Origin of the sequence: Oscillatoria salina IIICB1, from assembly GCF_020144665.1 — a bacterium.
In the GTDB taxonomy this organism is placed as follows: Bacteria; Cyanobacteriota; Cyanobacteriia; order Cyanobacteriales; family SIO1D9; genus IIICB1.
The window spans coordinates 1-16,375 of sequence record NZ_JAAHBQ010000096.1 but is presented as its reverse complement, the minus strand read 5'-3'; the positions used below and the strand labels follow the sequence as shown (position 1 = coordinate 16,375).

The following is a 16,375-nucleotide window of genomic DNA, read 5'->3' as shown; positions in this document are numbered from 1 at the left end:
AAGCTAGTCATGGCTGACGACACCGTAAATCACTTTTTCGCTCATACTGACATGGAAAAGCAGCGCCGTCACCAAACAGCATTTATATCATACGCCCTTGGTGGACCGCAGTATAGAGGTAAATCGATGGAAAAAGCCCACGCAGGTTTGAATCTACAACCAGAACATTTTAACGCGATCGCCAAGCATCTCGGTGAAGCTTTAACTGCACACCACGTCCCCCAAGAAGATATTGATACTATACTTGCTCGTGTCTCAACTTTGAAGGATGCAGTTTTGTATAAATAAATAATTGGTACCAGACGGGGATAGCATAACATATATTCCCCGTTTTTAGTTAAAAATTTAATCTAATTCCCGATAAATTTGTTGGTATTCAGTATCAACTATATCCATGAAATTTCTCAAACCAAAATTACGACATCCAATGATGTGTGTATTAAGATAATCGACTCTATTTTCTAACAGGTTTAAACGTGCATTTTTTAAATAAGCGTAGCTGTAGCAAGCTCGATCGAGCGGAACCGAAATCATTGCTTCGCGACTTTCTCGCAATAATCTTCTAGTTTCTCTTTTAACAGTATCTTCATTTTGTTGTAACGCCCAATTTCTACTAGTAGCTCTATCTTCCAGTTGTTCTCCTCTCGCAGCAAGTAAGCTATTTTTGACTAGCCAATATGTATCTGCATATTGTAAAAAGCTTTGAGCTTGTCCTGGTAAAGCAAATAACAAGCAAGCAGATGAGCCTAAAATAATTGAAGCAAATTTTTTGAACATAATTGTGTTTTTTAGTAGCTATTGAAACTCCTAGAAAGATTTTAGTTTCTCTCTAACTAAGTTTTGACTCAGGATAATAGAGACAGTTTTGGCGCTCAAATTGTTAATTACGACTAATTTTGAGACTCTAGCCTTAACTATTCTACTTTTAATTTAACAATTGTCGCCACAGTAATAATTTACGAAGCTTGCGCTTGAAGATTTGATTTCAGAAACTCGGTTAAGCTGACGCAAAATAAGCAGTAAAAGTTCCCCAATAACGAGCGCAAAAATTTCAGGATGCGTCCTCAGACACATCCTAGAGTCAAATTTTTTTAGCTGTTACTGTCGAATTATGCAGTTTTCAGAGTAGTTACTTGTTGATGACGCAATTGTAACTGGTGCATCCGATTAAAGAGATTCCAGCAATATTCTTCTGGTAGTCCACAAGTAACTGCACCGCGAAGCACTACGGTAAAATACCAATCGTTGGGAGCAATTTCTTCAGTTAATTTATCAACTACCACATAAGTGCGGACATTTTGGTAAAAGCGAGATCCACATTCGACATCGATATTTTCCCGTTGATAACCATTGCGGGGAACTTCTTCTCTTTCGTCAAGGCGATCGCTTAATCGCCAAGGTAACTGATACAATACACCATTAACTGAGGAGGTTGGATCGCTCACAATGTCAAGTACGCCACAGTTACGACGTAGGGAACGACGGTAAAATCCTAAACGATAGTTTTTGAGCGTAGCTACACCAATGACATAATCATGAGTATTTTCCCCCAGCGATCGCTTCAAATCTACCGGACACATACAACTTCCATAGGCAAAATAATAAAACATTGGTTCCTTTACCTCGATTATTTTCCCATTCGATCCAATTTCTATGCGTCCATTTGTTAAGCTCATGACTGGCGATTATCCTCACTCTTTTTACATAATCTATCATATTCCTACCGATAAACCGTAGATTGGAGATTGCGGACTGGGAATTGGGGATTGGGGACTGGTGACTGGGGACTGGGAAGACTTGGGGGAGGGGGGAGACACGGGAGACTTGGGGGAATCGTTGGAAAAACTGCTAACTGTTCACTGCTAACTGTTCACTGGTAACTGCTAACTGGTAACTGCTAACTGCTAACTGCTAACTGTTAATCAACCTTTCCAGTCAACCAAAAAGTAGTCATTTGACCCTTACCCTTAACAGCGATCGCGCCACGTTCTTCAAACAAATATCGATCCTGTAAAAGTTCATAAGTAGCAGCAGTAACTTGTATTTTACCCGCGACTCCTGAAGACTCCATCCGACTTGCCACATTAACCGTATCGCCCCAAAGGTCGTAAGCAAATTTACTCACTCCAATCACACCTGCGATTACCGAACCAGAATTAAGCCCAATTCTCAAATCAAAATTGTATCCAGTTTCGAGATTAAACTGAATAATAGCTTTCAGCATAGCTAATGCCATTTCTGCCGCCGCAACAGCAGCCGCACGAGATCCAATCGGTGTCGGCAAACCCGCGACAGCCATATAAGCATCGCCAAGAGTTTTAATTTTTTCTAAACCGTACTCCTTAGCAAGTCCATCAAACTCGCTAAAAATCACATTCAGAATTTCCACCAACTCCGTCGAAGAAGTAGAAGCAGAAAACTCCGTAAAACCGACCAAATCCGCAAACAAAACCGTCACCGCCTCAAAACTATCAGCGATCGTATTTTGCTCATTCCGCAAGCGTTCAGCGATCGGCTGAGGTAGAATATTTAGTAACAATTCTTCAGTTTTTTGTTGTTGAAGTTGCAACTCTTGTTCGGCTAATTTGCGTTTAGTAATATCCGAAACAGTACCTTCATAATAAAGCAACTTCCCCGTCGAATCCCGCACTGCACGAGCATTTTCACTAATCCAAATCTTACTGCCATCCTTACGATAAACCATCGACTCAAATGCCGATACAGCATTATCTTTTGCCATCGCCGCAATAAATTCCTGACGACGGTTTGGGTCAACATAAAGTTGATGATGAAGATTTTTTAACGTTGCAATCATTTCTTCCGGCGAATCATAACCGTAAATCTTTGCCAAAGCAGGATTAGCACTAAGATAACGTCCTTGAGGCGTAGTTTGAAAAATACCATCGATCGCGTTTTCCACAATACTATGATATCGCTGTTCCGCCAAACGTAGTGCCTCCAATGCTTGCTTGCGCTGAATTAGCGAACCAAGTTGAGTAGCAAGAGCAAAAACTAATTCTACCAAACGGGAATCTAAAAGATAAGATTCTGACTTCAAAAAAACTAAGACAGCTAAAACTTGATTATTAACCAATAAAGGAACGCCAAAACAAGCTTTTAATCCTACTTCAGCAGCCAATTGACTGCGAGTAAAATTCCGGCGCGATTCCACAGAAACATCTTCTCGCCACTCAAATTGCTGAGATGACCAAATTCGTCCAGGTAAACCCATATCTGGTGCATAAGTAAAGCGTTGGCTTTTACGTCGAAATTCTTCCAAATTAGGATTTTTAGCATATCCTCCCTGACTGTATTCGAGAACAGTATTATCCTGGTTAGGAATCCAAGCTTCGCCGAAATCCCAGCCAATTGTTTCACAAACTTGAGTCAGGGTAACTTGTAAAGCCGATTGAAAGTCAATTGACTCATTAATCGCTTGAGTTGTCGATAGTAAAAGGCGAATTTCTTCTTCAGTCTTTTGTCGTTCTTTAATTTCCGCTTGTAAGCGTAAATTCTGTTCATTTAGTTGCTGACGTAGTTGTTGTTGAGCAAGCTGATTTTGAATCCTAACTAACACTTCTTGAATATTAAATGGTTTAGTAATATAATCTGCTCCTCCTACTTCAAAAGCTTTTATTTTATCAGCAATTTCATGTAATGCACTTAAAAAAATAACTGGGATATCAGCAGTTGTTTCACTGGCTTTTAACTTTTCGCAAACCTGAAAGCCATTCATCTGCGGCATATTAATATCTAGCAAAATTAAATCTGGTTTGATAGTTTTAGCTGCGGCGATCGCCATTGCACCATTGATAACCGGACGAACCTTATAACCTTGCGACTGAAGTAAATGAGACAAAACTCGCAAGTTATCTGGCACATCATCAACGATTAAAATGTTTCCTTGGTTCTGTTGATTGTTGTTCCGAGCAAGTTGCTGCGAGTTTACATCGTTCATTTTTGATGACTGTTTTCTAGTTTTTCAGTTAGGCGTGTAATTTCTAATTCGGCTTTTTTAAGAGCCGATTCTGCTTCTTGGCGAGCGCGGATTTCTTCTATTAGTTGCTTTTGCTGTTGATGGAGAATCAACTGATTTCTCACACGGAGTATTACTTCTTGGACGTAAAATGGTTTGGTAATATAATCTGCACCGCCAACTTCAAAAGCGAGAACTTTATCAAAAAGATCGTCTTTAGCACTCAGGAAAATTACGGGAATTTCTTTGGTTTCCGGTTTTTGTTTGAGTTTTTCACAAACCTCATAACCATTAATTTCTGGCATAGTAATATCAAGTAAAATTAAATCTGGAGGTTCTAATTGAGCGGCGTTTAGAGCCAAATTACCATTAATCACGCGACGAACTTTATAACCTTGCTCGCTAAGGATACTAGATAAAAGTCTGAGATTTTCAGGCTGATCGTCAACAATTAAAATGTCGTAAATTGCAGTAAAAAATGAATTTGTTTTCCAACTATTCATGCTGTTAATTAAAAAGTTTAAATCTAAAATTCAAACAAAAGGAAAAAGAAAAAATATTTGCTTATTTGCTAGAGTAAGATAGGGGATCGGATAAACCTAAATCAGCAAAAGCAGCTAAGCGCAAGCGACAGGAGTCGCAAACACCACAAGCTACTTCCTCGCCAGCATAACAAGACCAAGTTAATTCCCAAGGTACGCCGAGTTGATTACCTAATTGAATAATTTCGGTTTTTTTCATCTCAATTAGTGGCGCGACAATTTTAATTTCTTGTCCTTCGCGACCTTTTTTCGTACCCAAGCGAAACACTTCTTGCATCGCCTGAATGTAATCAGGACGACAGTCAGGATAACCGGAATAGTCTAAAGCATTTACTCCTAAATAAACTCGTTCTGCACCAATTGCTTCTGCGTAAGCTAAACCAAAGCTTAGAAAGATCGTATTGCGAGCAGGAACGTAGGTTATAGGGATATTTTGCGACATTTCTGCTAAAGTGCGATCGCTAGGTAAATCAATTTGTGCATCGGTGAGTGCCGAACCTCCCCAGGTACGCAGATCGAAGTTAACTACCTGATGTTGTTTCACCCTGGCGGCGCTGGCGATCGCGGCGGCGGCTGTTAATTCTCGCTGATGTCGCTGCTGATAGTCAAAACTGATACTATAACAGTCACATCCTTCGGCTCGCGCTTGGTATAAAACAGTCGAAGAATCAAGTCCTCCAGACAATAAAACAACTGCTTTCATAATATATATCTCCCTATAATTAGATTGGCAATCAAGATTTACCCAATTTTTGTCTTTCAGTTAAGCTATTTACTTGCTTGCTGAAGATCGTCAAGAAATAATTTCTTTACCATAAATTTATAAATTTGTCAAATTATAAGCGATAATGAAAAATGGACGGCTCCTAAACTGACACATTCTCTTACCCCAGAAATACCAACAAGCCCACAATGTAAACAGAAACGAGCCAGTCTCAGGCGTAGCGTAATTTAGAAAATCGAACAAATCTTTGAAATTCTTCACGATTAAATTCGCTGTGGTACTATCTGGGTGGTTCAAGCAGGTTCAGTCGGTTAGCGACTGACAAAAGTGTGGTGGATCGGATAGGAGGAGTGCGAAATAGAATGTCCGAGGGACAGCAAAACCTCAAAATACAGCGAGTCCAGCCGCAGCCGCTCCGGATCGGGGTAGTTGGGGTTGGTAACATGGGACAGCATCACGCCCGCGTTCTCAGTTTACTTAAGGATATTGAATTTATTGGCGTGGCGGATATAAATGTTGAGCGTGGATTAGACACGGCGAGCAAGTATCGAGTTCGTTTCTTTGAAAATTATCTCGATCTGTTGCCCTACGTCGATGCTGTCTGCATCGCCGTACCAACCCGCTTGCATCATCAAGTCGGGATGGATTGTCTGCAAGCTGGCGTTCACGTCTTGGTCGAAAAACCAATTGCGGCTAGTATTTCGGAGGCTGAATCTTTAGTTAATGCCGCAGCCGAATCTAACTGTATTCTTCAGGTAGGACACATCGAACGCTTTAATCCCGCCTTTGGGGAGTTGAGCAAAGTCTTACAAACCGAGGAATTACTAGCTCTCGAAGCACACCGCATGAGTCCTTACTCAAATCGGGCAAATGATGTTTCGGTAGTGTTGGATTTGATGATCCACGACATTGATTTAATTTTAGAACTGGTTCCCGCACCCGTTCTGAAATTAACAGCTAGTGGTTCTCGTGCTGCTAATTCTGGTTATCTTGATTACGTTACGGCGACTTTGGGCTTTGCCAATGGCATTGTAGCTACTGTGACAGCGAGTAAAGTAACGCATCGAAAAATTCGTCGCATTGCAGCTCACTGTAAAAACTCTCTCACAGAAGCAGATTTTCTCAATAATGAAATTCTCATTCACCGCCAAACGACTGCCAATTGCCTGACTGATTACGGTCAGGTTCTTTATCGTCAAGATGGCTTAATCGAAAAAGTCTACACGAGTAACATCGAACCATTGCACGCAGAAATCGAGCATTTTGTTAACTGCGTTCGCGGTGGCAATCAGCCTTCGGTGGGCGGCGAACAAGCACTCAAAGCACTCCGTTTGGCAAGTTTAATCGAGCAAATGGCACTCGATGGTCAGATCTGGCAGCAGTCGGAGAAAAAAAACGAAATTCAGCGATCGCCAACGATGACGGTGTTTTAACTTTCAGTTAATAACTTTGGCAGCGTTTGACTGAGAGTTTCGCTAACTAGTTGATTGCCTTGAGGGCTGAGGTGAATATGGTCCCGATATAAGCTCTCAGGTCGCTCTAATTCTTTAAATAAAGGTAGGAAATCAATGTAAATGATTTTTTTGGTCTGAGTAAAGTTTTCGAGCCGTTGGCGGGCTTGGAGTTCGTAATCGCGCGCTCCAGGTTCGCCAATTTCCCTAATTAAGGGTGTCATTGCCAAAATTAATTGAGCGTTATTTTGATCGGCAATAAATTTCATTTGCGCGATCGCCTCTAAATTGAATCCCACGCGATCGCCTTTTTCGGCATTAATTTCTTTCATTCCCGGTACTGGTGGCGCTGGCACAAATAATCTGGTATATAATTCACCAATACCAGTTAAAGGTTGGCGATCGGGGTAATTGCGATTCTGCCCTACAGCTACAGAATTTGGCGCGACAGCAAACAAATCGTCAGTGTTAATTAAAATTACCACCGCTTGACTAGAAAACGTCCCGTAGCGGCGCAAATAAGCTAACTCATTGCGCGGTCCCCAGGAATTCGCCGAAGCATTCAAAACTTCCACAGCAGCAAAATTTTCCTTTACTAACTCACCTCGCAACAATTGCGAAATCGTCTGGGCTTCATCGGTCCACCAACCGCCATTAGCCACCGAATCTCCCAACATCAGTATTCGTAGCGTTTCAGTCAGTCGTGGTGAAGCAAAACTCGGCGATCGCATCGAATACTCATTAATTCTAATCCGATTGCCCATCCGCCGCACCCTTTGATTCGGCGCTAACAAATAACCAATTTCCTCATCAGCCACATAAACCAAAGGATTGCCAAAACCAAACCAAAAGCGCAAAACTAACTCTACCAACAGCAACCCAACCAAAACCACAACCAAAACAATTAGTAACACCTGCACCAAATTTCTCCTCATCTTGTCTAATTCACGTCAATCTCTCCCAACCTACCCTAGAGAACTTGTTTCTCTATAGATTGCCCATGTAAGTGTAAATAGTTTTGCAAAAGCAAGCTCGTTTTTACTTGACCAAAAATTATGGACGCATTCGCCTTTGCTCGCTAATCTAGACCTAGAATCACTTTTTGTTGCACCCTATCGATTAATCCAGGAGTAAATTCAACCACCATGTCAGACTTAAATCGAGGAATAATGAAATTTAAAGACGCTGACAAACCTGTCGTCGTCGCCGTCTCAGCAGTTTTAGTTTTAGGCAGTATCGCGATTCTGATTTGGTGGGCGCTGCAAGTAGCCTACGTCGTACACTAAAAAGGATATTCATGCTCTCACACCCTAGCCGTGGGGTTTTAACTACCCAATTGTGATTTTACTGCCCGTAAATTACCAACTACTTGCCGTCTCCGAAGCCCGTCCTCTGCTCGGAGAAGCATGGTTAGATATAGTAGTTTTAATCGTCTTGCTGTTTCTTTCTGCCTTTTTTTCTGGCTCAGAAACAGCAATTACTGCTTTTGATGACTTAAAATTACGGGGACTGATTAAGCGCGAAGGAGATCCTGAAGGGATTTTTCGCTTAGTCTTAGCAAACCGCACTCGCTTCATTACTACCTTACTCGTCGGTAATAACTTAATCAACAATTTTGCCGCCATTCTCACCAGTAACTTATTCGCCGTTTGGTTAGGTAATGCCGGACTCGGTGTTGCTACTGCCATCATAACGATTTTGGTACTAATTTTTGGCGAAATAACCCCCAAATCTTTAGCAATTATCAATCTTTTGCCTGCATTTAGATTAGCAGTGCGCCCGATTTATTGGCTTTCGCGATTTCTCTCTTGGTTGGGAATTATTTATCTGTTGGAAACTATCACCCAGAAAGCGATTCATTTGTTTCAAGGAAGACAAGGAAAAATTACCCAACAAGGAGAGTCTGTCAGCGATTTGCAGCTAATGATTGAAATTTTGGGCGGTAAAGGCAAACTGGATTTGTATAAACATCAATTGTTGAATAGAGCTTTAATGCTCGATCGCCTGATGGCTAAAGATGTAGTTAAGCCTCGCATCGAAATGCGTACTATCTCCCGCGATGCTAGTTTGCAGGATTTGGTGAATTTGTGCTTAGAAACAGGTTATTCCCGCATCCCAGTACAAGAAGAGTCAAAAGACCAAATTGTCGGTATGATCCACCTTAAACGCGCACTTCAGCAACTACGAGCATTACCAAAAGAAACTCGTGCTACTGCACCCCTTACTTCCGCGATCGACCCTCCAGTTTACATTCCCGAAACCAAGCGCGTCTCCAATTTGCTCAAAGAAATGTTACAACAACGAATTCATTTAGCGATCGTAGTTGACGAATACGGCGGTACAGTCGGTTTAGTCACTCTCGAAGATATCTTAGAAGAACTCGTCGGCGAAATCTACGACGAAAGCGACTTTCCTCGCACCAGCTTCAACCTCTCTCGCACCCCTCGCGAAACTACCTAAGCCCCAAAAAAAAATTTTTTCCACCTTCCCTTTTTCACAAAACTTGTGCTAAGATAGGTAATCGTGGAACAAAAGGGTCGATGCCCGAGTGGTTAATGGGAACGGACTGTAAATCCGTCGGCTATGCCTACGCTGGTTCAAATCCAGCTCGGCCCACCACAATTTGAGTCTTTCTGCTGGAATCTAAAAGCGAAAGCAAATTGCCCGTGTAGCTCAGTGGTAGAGCACACCCTTGGTAAGGGTGAGGTCACGAGTTCAATCCTCGTCACGGGCTTAATTTAGGTAAAATTAGGTAATTTTGTCGATTGACACATTATTTGTCATCGTTGTCAGATTAGTGTCGTCTTGACAAATTAAATATTATCGTAGGGTTGTAATATGTTGTCTGTCAAGCGTTACCTTCGGTACGCTATCGAGCCTAAATTCCTGGATCAATAAGTACATTTTTACCATAAAAGGTAGTTAAATATGTCAAATTCTGGTAAACCAATCAGATTTAAGAAAAGTCTTATAAACTAAGACAGAATTAAGTTTCACGAAATTTGGGGTTTTGGGAGGTTACGGGTGCGGCAGGACTCGAACCTGCGACAAACGGATTAGAAGTCCGCTACTCTATCCACCTGAGTTACGCACCCAAAGTCAAAATCGAGATAGACTCTTGTAGCATTGTAGCAGAGCGAGAGAGTAGATTTGTAACTCAAAGAGCCAGGAAACAAGATTGAGTCAAGTAGACAACAGCAGAATCAGTCAGGGAAGTTGAGAATAAAGAAATTTAGCCAGGGATAAATTAGCGGTGCCGAAGCTTTCATCATCAGTTGAACCAAAATACTCGATCCTAAAATCTAATAATCCAGGAAGTAGCGAGCAAGGGCTGGAATTCTCGCGGTAAACTATACAACAACCATCACTGGTGGCTAAGATTCAGATAGGGTATAACAAAGGCGCAAGCTGCGAAGGTAGGCTGCTACCAACACGGCGAGAAATACTACTCCCAAATAGTGTTGAAATAATTAACAGCCGCCACTCCCTGCCCCTTCAACCCTCTCAGGAGAGATCTACCTAAATTCATGTTTATTCTCAAAAGGCAGGACGTTGAAATAACCAGTATCAAGCATCCCAAGCGAGATCGGCAAATCCCCATTCTCAATTATCAGGGGCAAACATTTCGCTTGATAAGCGTCTTTGCTGCCGATCGCGCTGAAGAAGCTCGTGCTTTTTGGCGAGATTTGACGGACAATCAAGGTAAATTCTGCGTCCTACTCGAAGAAACAGACCGCTATAGCATCTGGGGAAGAGTTAATCTGGATAAGTTAGGAGAAGAAGCAGGTGGTGCAGATTTTAAAATTGTGCCAGTGACTCAAGCTTGTCTTCTCCTGCTGCAAACGGTTTATTTCGATGTCGAAGATTTGTTGGGTAATCGTCAAGCGAAATTGTTCGAGAAAGATATTACAAAAGTCTTTCAAGTATGGAACTTTCCGATGGCTGATAGCCCACAAGCAGTTAGCGAACTACTCACAGCCGATCCCCTCTCTAGTTTGAACATTCCCCCTTGGGAAGAACATCATCTGATTACTTTGTTGCAAGAACTTTATCGCTTGGGTAAGGAATATTTCGGTAACGATAATTTTGCTGAAGGAATTGAAGAAATATTACAAGATATGCAACCTGCGGAACAAAAACAGTTCCGTGAGTGGGTTAATCAAACGCCTTTGGGTAAACTTTGGCGATAAGATTGGATTTCAGGGAGAAAAGAGTGACCCAGAAGAGGGTAGACTACAAACAGGAAGCTTGCATTAATTGGAGGTAACAAGCAAGACGATTAAAAAATTTACTCTTAGATAGTAAGTGAATAATTTTTGAACGTAGCAAGTAATAGCAGAGAGTATCTCTTATGAGCAGTTCTGAAAATCCCTCAAGTCAGCAACAGCTTCTCAACGGTAAAAATATCCTCTATGTAGGTATTGCTTGGGGAGTGCTGTCACTGGTGTTTTATATTGTCTATAATTTTTTCCTTTTAGAACAACAACGCTCTTTTTGGTACTTGCTCGGCACGTATGTCGATGAGAGTTTACCTTTTTTAGCCGCAGCGTTGTTGTGCTATAGAAATTGGCGCAATCCTCAAATTCCGAGCGGACAATTGGTGTGGCTTTTTGTCGGGCTGGGAACCTTTTGTTATTTAATTGCTAATTTTCTCTTTGGTTGGTGGGAACTTTATTGGGGACTCGATCCGGATGTTTCTCCGGCTGACGTTTTTTACATAGGATTTTATGTTTTCGTGACGACGGCGCTGGTATTAGCAGTGCTGCCGAGACGATTAAACTTAGAATTATGGCATTTGCTAACTGTGGGAACAGTGGCGACCGTGGGAATGGGGTTAGCAGTGTGGATTACGATTTTTATCCCAGCAAATGCGGAAGAAATCCCCGCAGAAGTGGCGATCGCTTCTGCACCAACAACTGAGCAATTAGCACCACCAAATCCCTCAACCATAATTCCTGGTACAGAAAAGCTAGAATTATCTGAAGGAGATGCTTTAACTCCAACTTCAGAAGCAGCAAACTCCAGGCAAATTCCTGCTTGGATTGAAGAAACTGACGATTTTCTGAGTCGTTTTTCTCAACCAGTCAATTTTTCTTACATCTTTGGCGACGTAATTTTTATCATTGTTGCTGCTGCTGTTTTGCTGGCTTTTTGGGGAGGACGTTTGGCTCAGTCTTGGCAAATGATTGCTGGTGCTACTCTTTCGCTATATATAGCGGATATGTGGTTTAAATACGTGGAAACACTACCAACAGAATATGAAAGTGGTGGTGTCCTAGAAGTTTTTTACGTTTTTAGTGGCTTATTATTTGCTATTGGTGCTGCTCTAGAATTTGATGTCTCAAACCGTTCTCGCCGTGCTGGGCGCAGACGAGCAAGATAAAAGAGAATGTGTCCGAAAAAACTAACTGAATCTGACAAAAAAGAAATTATCACGCTGTATCGCAACACGCCAGAGACGACATCGACTCTGGCAGATCGTTACAGCGTTAGTAGTTCGACGATTAGTCGTTTCCTCAAAAGTCATTTGACTGATGAAGAGTACGAGGATCTAATTCAGCAAAAACGCCTTGCGCGAACGCCGACAGGAAGGATGCAACTGGCGATACAAAAAGTCTATGAGGAGCCAGTGGTTGCTGATAGCGAGGCTGAAGAAGAAAAAGAAGTAAAAGAGTTTGAGACTGAGGTTAGTCCCAAACCCAAACTTCGCTCGTCAGTTTCGCCACCGCAAATCAGGAGGACTATTGTTGAGGAACCAGAGGAGGAACTAGAACCAGAGTATTTCGAGGAAAATGGCGATCGCTCCCAAGATCGGCAAAGTCATCTCTGTGAGGTTAAAGCTCTTGAAGAAATGCTTGGGGAAGACCTTGCTGATGATGATGATGAATACGATGATGAGGATGATTGGGAGGATGAAGAAGATACCGAAGATTACGAACCAGAACCTCGCCCTCGCTATTATACTGGCGGGATCAGCGTCCTCCCTTTATCGGAAGCAAGTTTTCCTCGAACTTGTTATGTGGTAGTAGATCGGGCGGCTGAGTTAATTACTCGACCTTTAAAGGATTTTGCCGACCTCGGTAAGATTCCTCCGGAAGAAATTCAGCAGACAACGCTACCTGTTTTTGATAATCATCGCGTTGCACGACGCTTTTCTAGTCGCCGAGAGCGGGTAATTAAGGTTCCTGACGGGAAAATGCTGAAAAAGGTTAGTTCCTATTTGCAAGCGAAGGGAATCACGAGATTGTTGATTGACGGTCAAGTTTACTCTCTTTCGCCTGTTCGCACCTAGGAAAACCAATAATTTTGGTCGGAATCGGCGTAGTTCGCAGTTAGCGTGCGTGGTGTTTAATGCTAACTGCGACTTTCTGATCTGGCATCTCCTAGGGGACGGTTTTTGACAACCGTATTCTCACGGAAATTATATCAAGTTATTTGAGTAGATCCGTTAAATGGAGATGTTTTTGATAAAAAAATTTACAACAAATTTAGTGACGATTGTTAATAATCTTCACCTCAGCGAGATGGGGTGGGTAAAATAGAAATAAAAGAAGTGCGATCGCTTTTGCTATTATTAAAAATAAATAAAATTTTTGCTTTTTTAACTTTACCGATTAAATCAAGGTTGGTTTAAAAAACATTTTGACAACCAACTAGAGGAGTTTTTTCAGGATGAAAGTTAGCCAATTGCGTAGACTTTATGAACAAGGAATAAGAAACTTCACTGGAGTAGATCTCAGTGGGGCTGACTTGAGAGGTGTAATGTTGATTGAAGTTAATCTTACAGGTGCTAACCTGATGGGGGCTGATTTCAGTCGCGCTTTCTTAACTAAGTCAGATTTAAGTGGTGCTAATCTTAACTGGGCAAATTTGAATTTTGCTAAACTTAGTGACACTAAGTTAGTAGAAACAGAATTGACAAAAGCTAATCTGAGTGGCGCTTTTATGGTAAAATCGAAGCTGCCACGAGCTAAATTAAGCGGTGCAAATTTGTCTCACTCTAACTTGAGAGGAGCAAATTTATGGGGAGCAAATCTATGCGGGGCAAATTTACATAAAATTAATTTCCGCGAGGCAAATCTTAGTGGTGTTAATTTAAGTTGGGCTAATTTGTATGAAGCAAGATTAAGTGGTGCAAAATTGTATGGGGCTTGTTTAAATGGGGTTAATTTAAGTAAGTCATTTTTAAAGGATGTAGATTTAAGTGGTGTTGATTTAGAAGGTGTGAATCTTTCTGAGTCGAGATTGGGTGGTGCTACATTAGAAGGTGCAAATTTAAATTCGGCTAATCTTCAGAAAGCACGTCTGCGGGGAGTTAATTTACGCGGTGCAGAGTTAACAGGAGCTAACTTAGCAGGAGCGAGTTTAGAAGAGGCAAATTTAACTGGAGCAATTTTGAGAAGAACAGATTTGCGCGATGCTAATCTGAATGAAGCAGAATTGAGTGGTGCTATTTTTGAGGATGCTGAAGTTGCTGGGACTCTTTTAGAGCCATCAAATGAGCATTTGCGCCACTCAGGAAATTTCCAAGCTCAATTTGCGGTTTAGTTAGGGTTTGTTAATGCAACAATCAATGTCTTCAACTTCTCGGCGTTATGGTGTGGTGTTAGTAACTGCTTCGACAAAAAAGGAGGCGGAAAATATCGCTTCGGCTTTAGTTGAGGCGAAATTAGCTGCTTGTGTTAGTTTGACAGCAGTTAATTCTATTTATACCTGGCAAGGTAAAGTGAATTCTGAGGAAGAGTGGCAATTAATTATTAAGAGTGATTTAGCTCTATTTCCGGTGTTAGAAGCAAAAATTAAAGAATTGCATTCTTATGAAGTGCCAGAAATTATTGCTTTACCTCTTATTGCAGGTTCTCAATCATACTTACAATGGATTGGAGAAAATGTCTTGGAAATTTAGATAGAGATATTTTTTAGGTACACAGAAAATTTACTAGCAAGAAACAGTAAGAGCAGTTTGTAAGCGAGAGGCTAAGTCAATAATCTCATCTTGACGAGCAATTTGTTGGCTCCAGTCAGAAGGAATATTTTCTCTACCGTAGTAAATTCCTGCCAAACCGCCAGTAATCGCCGCAGTAGTATCTGTATCTTCGCCTAAATTAACTGCTTTCAAGACAGCTTCAGAATAAGAAGTGCTATTGAGGAAACACCATAAAGCCGCTTCTAAGCTATCAACAACATAGCCAGAAGAGCGAATTTCAGCAAGAGATAAAGTGGCGATATTACCAGCTAAAACTCGTTGGAAGTGGTGTTTTTCCGAGGCGTAGGGTGGTTGAGCGTAAATTGGTACTACTTGTTGAATGGCTTCAAGATAAGCTGAATGAGGTTGCTTACCTTGTAAGAGACAAACAGCGATACTGATATAGATACTACAACCAATTTGCGATCGCGGATGAGCGTGAGTCAAACAAGAAATTTGATGCGCTAACTCAATTAACTGAGGAAAATCCAGCAAATCATAAGCAAAAGCAACAGGTAAAATCCGCATTAACGAACCATTGCCATTACTTGTTTCATCAGTCCCCCCAGCTTCAGTAGGAGAAACACCAGCTTGCAGTCGTCGAATTGCCCTAGCCGTAGCATTACCAATATCGAAAACTACACCGTGGGGAGTCCAAAAACCTGACTCATACCAGCGACAAAAATTATCGCCAGTTCTCGCTAATAATTCTGTCGTGGGCGATACACCCTCGCACATAGCTTCAGCTAAACAAAAGGTGAGAGAACTATCATCAGACCAAGTACCAGGCGGTTGATTGTAAGTTCCAAAGCCTTGCATTTCGATGACAGGATTTTCCAGGAGTATTCTGCGAGGAGTAAATTCGACTGAAACGCCCAAAGCATCACCAACACAAACTCCCATTAATCCTGATAGTAGCTGAGAAGTAGTTAGTGTCATTGAGCGGTTTGAGTCTCTTCTTCAGTTAAACGGTGAATATCCTCATCGCCAAGAAATTCGCCATTCTGCACTTCAATCATTACCAAAGGAATGACACCAGGATTTTCGACACGATGACGGGTATTCATGGGAACGTAAGTAGATTGTTTCGGCGTGAGCAAAGTTTCCTTACCATCACAAATTACCTTCGCCGTCCCTGAAACCACAATCCAGTGTTCGCTGCGATGATAGTGCATTTGGGTACTGATGTGATGTCCCGGTTTAACTTCGATACGATTAATTCGATAGCGAGAACCTTCTTCGAGGACGGTAACAGTACCCCAAGGTGGCGTGCGAGTAACCGGGAAGTTTTCTGCTGGAGTAGCAACTTCAGACTGATTGTTATTTTGTTCCTCACTCATGAGTTACCTCTGTGTGCCTAAGTGCGATCGCCAATTTATTTATCTAATTTATGTTAACTTATTCAGCTAACGGCTCCCGCTTCTTGTCCATGTACCAAAGGCTTACCTTTCACTGCTCACAAACTACGTCATGCTACTAACATCCGTATGCACCAAGCGGGCTTAAACCACCTCGCAATCGCTAACAGCTTAGGTCACACAGTAGCAATGAACCAAACAACTTACCTACGTTACCAAGGTCAAGAAAGCAAACTCGAAGGCTTACAATCTGCATTAAATGACCTACGAGGTAAACAGAATGAAATAGACACTTTAAAAGCTAAATTAGCAGCCACAGAAACAGAGAATGAACGGTTAAAGCTACAACTACAACGCT

At 41.7% G+C, this 16,375-nt stretch carries 16 protein-coding genes and 3 tRNA genes; 10 read left to right on the top strand and 9 right to left on the bottom strand.

Translation table 11 applies throughout. The annotated features are described in order from the left end of the window. Positions 1–288 (top strand): group I truncated hemoglobin (locus tag G3T18_RS21905; RefSeq protein ID WP_224412722.1); only part of this gene is annotated, 288 nt, incomplete at its 5' end. 57 nt (positions 289–345) lie between these two features. Here the strand turns inward: G3T18_RS21905 and G3T18_RS21900 are convergent. The 5 genes from G3T18_RS21900 to queC form a co-directional block, all read right to left on the bottom strand. Next, the gene (locus G3T18_RS21900; protein ID WP_224412721.1) at positions 346–777 is read right to left on the bottom strand and encodes a hypothetical protein; all 432 of its coding nucleotides are present in this window, start codon (positions 775–777) and stop codon (positions 346–348) included. A gap of 332 nt (positions 778–1,109) precedes the next feature. Continuing rightward, a complete protein-coding gene (locus G3T18_RS21895; protein WP_397333985.1) occupies positions 1,110–1,676 on the bottom strand; it encodes a gamma-glutamylcyclotransferase in 567 nt (188 codons plus the stop codon). 242 nt (positions 1,677–1,918) lie between these two features. Beyond that, positions 1,919–3,958 (bottom strand): adenylate/guanylate cyclase domain-containing protein, encoded by a 2,040-nt coding sequence (locus G3T18_RS21890; RefSeq protein WP_224412719.1) that lies wholly within the window; start codon positions 3,956–3,958, stop codon positions 1,919–1,921. Next, on the bottom strand, positions 3,955–4,479 hold the full coding sequence (locus tag G3T18_RS21885) for a response regulator (RefSeq protein WP_224412718.1): 525 nt from the start codon (positions 4,477–4,479) through the stop codon (positions 3,955–3,957). The genes G3T18_RS21890 and G3T18_RS21885 overlap by 4 nt, the downstream gene beginning before the upstream one ends. A gap of 61 nt (positions 4,480–4,540) precedes the next feature. Then, positions 4,541–5,221 carry a 7-cyano-7-deazaguanine synthase QueC gene (gene queC, locus G3T18_RS21880; RefSeq protein WP_224412717.1) on the bottom strand — a complete coding sequence of 227 codons (681 nt, stop codon included), beginning with the start codon at positions 5,219–5,221 and terminating at the stop codon, positions 4,541–4,543. Between the two features lie 383 nt (positions 5,222–5,604). On the opposite strand from queC, the gene G3T18_RS21875 reads away from it, so the two are divergent. Beyond that, positions 5,605–6,675: a Gfo/Idh/MocA family protein gene (locus G3T18_RS21875; protein WP_224412716.1), complete on the top strand. Its 1,071-nt coding sequence runs from the start codon at positions 5,605–5,607 to the stop codon at positions 6,673–6,675. Here G3T18_RS21875 and G3T18_RS21870 read toward each other — a convergent pair. Further along, positions 6,672–7,628 (bottom strand): SGNH/GDSL hydrolase family protein, encoded by a 957-nt coding sequence (locus G3T18_RS21870; RefSeq protein WP_224412715.1) that lies wholly within the window; start codon positions 7,626–7,628, stop codon positions 6,672–6,674. The two genes, G3T18_RS21875 and G3T18_RS21870, sit on opposite strands and share 4 nt — an antisense overlap. Before the next feature lie 403 nt (positions 7,629–8,031). Between G3T18_RS21870 and G3T18_RS21860 the strand changes: the two genes are divergently transcribed. The 3 genes from G3T18_RS21860 (at position 8,032) to G3T18_RS21850 (ending at position 9,427) form a co-directional block, all read left to right on the top strand. Further along, positions 8,032–9,153 carry a hemolysin family protein gene (locus tag G3T18_RS21860; RefSeq protein WP_224412714.1) on the top strand — a complete coding sequence of 374 codons (1,122 nt, stop codon included), beginning with the start codon at positions 8,032–8,034 and terminating at the stop codon, positions 9,151–9,153. A 74-nt stretch (positions 9,154–9,227) separates the two neighbouring features. Next, positions 9,228–9,312: transfer RNA gene (locus G3T18_RS21855), tRNA-Tyr, on the top strand. A gap of 43 nt (positions 9,313–9,355) precedes the next feature. After that, a tRNA-Thr gene (locus G3T18_RS21850) sits at positions 9,356–9,427 on the top strand. Positions 9,428–9,714: 287 nt separating this feature from the next. On the opposite strand, the gene G3T18_RS21845 is transcribed toward G3T18_RS21850, so the two are convergent. Beyond that, positions 9,715–9,788, bottom strand: a tRNA-Arg gene (locus G3T18_RS21845). A 432-nt stretch (positions 9,789–10,220) separates the two neighbouring features. Here G3T18_RS21845 and G3T18_RS21840 point away from each other — a divergent pair. The 5 genes from G3T18_RS21840 (at position 10,221) to cutA (ending at position 14,599) form a co-directional block, all read left to right on the top strand. Then, positions 10,221–10,883, top strand: coding sequence for an Npun_F0813 family protein (locus tag G3T18_RS21840; RefSeq protein WP_224412713.1), 663 nt, complete (start codon positions 10,221–10,223; stop codon positions 10,881–10,883). A 161-nt stretch (positions 10,884–11,044) separates the two neighbouring features. Beyond that, the gene (locus tag G3T18_RS21835) at positions 11,045–12,076 is read left to right on the top strand and encodes a hypothetical protein (protein ID WP_224412712.1); all 1,032 of its coding nucleotides are present in this window, start codon (positions 11,045–11,047) and stop codon (positions 12,074–12,076) included. A 6-nt stretch (positions 12,077–12,082) separates the two neighbouring features. Further along, a complete protein-coding gene (locus G3T18_RS21830) occupies positions 12,083–12,985 on the top strand; it encodes a helix-turn-helix domain-containing protein (protein WP_224412711.1) in 903 nt (300 codons plus the stop codon). 380 nt (positions 12,986–13,365) lie between these two features. Next, positions 13,366–14,241 (top strand): pentapeptide repeat-containing protein, encoded by an 876-nt coding sequence (locus tag G3T18_RS21825; RefSeq protein ID WP_224412710.1) that lies wholly within the window; start codon positions 13,366–13,368, stop codon positions 14,239–14,241. A gap of 13 nt (positions 14,242–14,254) precedes the next feature. Continuing rightward, on the top strand, positions 14,255–14,599 hold the full coding sequence (gene cutA / locus G3T18_RS21820; protein ID WP_224412709.1) for a divalent-cation tolerance protein CutA: 345 nt from the start codon (positions 14,255–14,257) through the stop codon (positions 14,597–14,599). Between the two features lie 33 nt (positions 14,600–14,632). Here cutA and G3T18_RS21815 read toward each other — a convergent pair whose 3' ends face one another. Both G3T18_RS21815 and G3T18_RS21810 read right to left on the bottom strand, forming a co-directional pair. Beyond that, a complete protein-coding gene (locus tag G3T18_RS21815) occupies positions 14,633–15,598 on the bottom strand; it encodes an ADP-ribosylglycohydrolase family protein (protein ID WP_224412708.1) in 966 nt (321 codons plus the stop codon). After that, on the bottom strand, positions 15,595–15,999 hold the full coding sequence (locus tag G3T18_RS21810) for a phosphomannose isomerase type II C-terminal cupin domain (RefSeq protein WP_224412707.1): 405 nt from the start codon (positions 15,997–15,999) through the stop codon (positions 15,595–15,597). Before G3T18_RS21810 ends, G3T18_RS21815 begins: the two co-directional genes overlap by 4 nt. Positions 16,000–16,375: the final 376 nt, after the last annotated feature.

What these genes read in the sequence shown, in the direction of transcription:
- G3T18_RS21900 (WP_224412721.1), bottom strand. Translation starts at nt 777, where the DNA reads ATGTTCAAAAAATTTGCTTCAATTATTTTAGGCTCATCTGCTTGCTTG.
- G3T18_RS21895 (WP_397333985.1), bottom strand. Translation starts at nt 1,676, where the DNA reads ATGAGCTTAACAAATGGACGCATAGAAATTGGATCGAATGGGAAAATA.
- G3T18_RS21890 (WP_224412719.1), bottom strand. Translation starts at nt 3,958, where the DNA reads ATGAACGATGTAAACTCGCAGCAACTTGCTCGGAACAACAATCAACAG.
- G3T18_RS21885 (WP_224412718.1), bottom strand. Translation starts at nt 4,479, where the DNA reads ATGAATAGTTGGAAAACAAATTCATTTTTTACTGCAATTTACGACATT.
- queC (WP_224412717.1), bottom strand. Translation starts at nt 5,221, where the DNA reads ATGAAAGCAGTTGTTTTATTGTCTGGAGGACTTGATTCTTCGACTGTT.
- G3T18_RS21875 (WP_224412716.1), top strand. Translation starts at nt 5,605, where the DNA reads ATGTCCGAGGGACAGCAAAACCTCAAAATACAGCGAGTCCAGCCGCAG.
- G3T18_RS21870 (WP_224412715.1), bottom strand. Translation starts at nt 7,628, where the DNA reads ATGAGGAGAAATTTGGTGCAGGTGTTACTAATTGTTTTGGTTGTGGTT.
- G3T18_RS21840 (WP_224412713.1), top strand. Translation starts at nt 10,221, where the DNA reads ATGTTTATTCTCAAAAGGCAGGACGTTGAAATAACCAGTATCAAGCAT.
- G3T18_RS21835 (WP_224412712.1), top strand. Translation starts at nt 11,045, where the DNA reads ATGAGCAGTTCTGAAAATCCCTCAAGTCAGCAACAGCTTCTCAACGGT.
- G3T18_RS21830 (WP_224412711.1), top strand. Translation starts at nt 12,083, where the DNA reads ATGTGTCCGAAAAAACTAACTGAATCTGACAAAAAAGAAATTATCACG.
- G3T18_RS21825 (WP_224412710.1), top strand. Translation starts at nt 13,366, where the DNA reads ATGAAAGTTAGCCAATTGCGTAGACTTTATGAACAAGGAATAAGAAAC.
- cutA (WP_224412709.1), top strand. Translation starts at nt 14,255, where the DNA reads ATGCAACAATCAATGTCTTCAACTTCTCGGCGTTATGGTGTGGTGTTA.
- G3T18_RS21815 (WP_224412708.1), bottom strand. Translation starts at nt 15,598, where the DNA reads ATGACACTAACTACTTCTCAGCTACTATCAGGATTAATGGGAGTTTGT.
- G3T18_RS21810 (WP_224412707.1), bottom strand. Translation starts at nt 15,999, where the DNA reads ATGAGTGAGGAACAAAATAACAATCAGTCTGAAGTTGCTACTCCAGCA.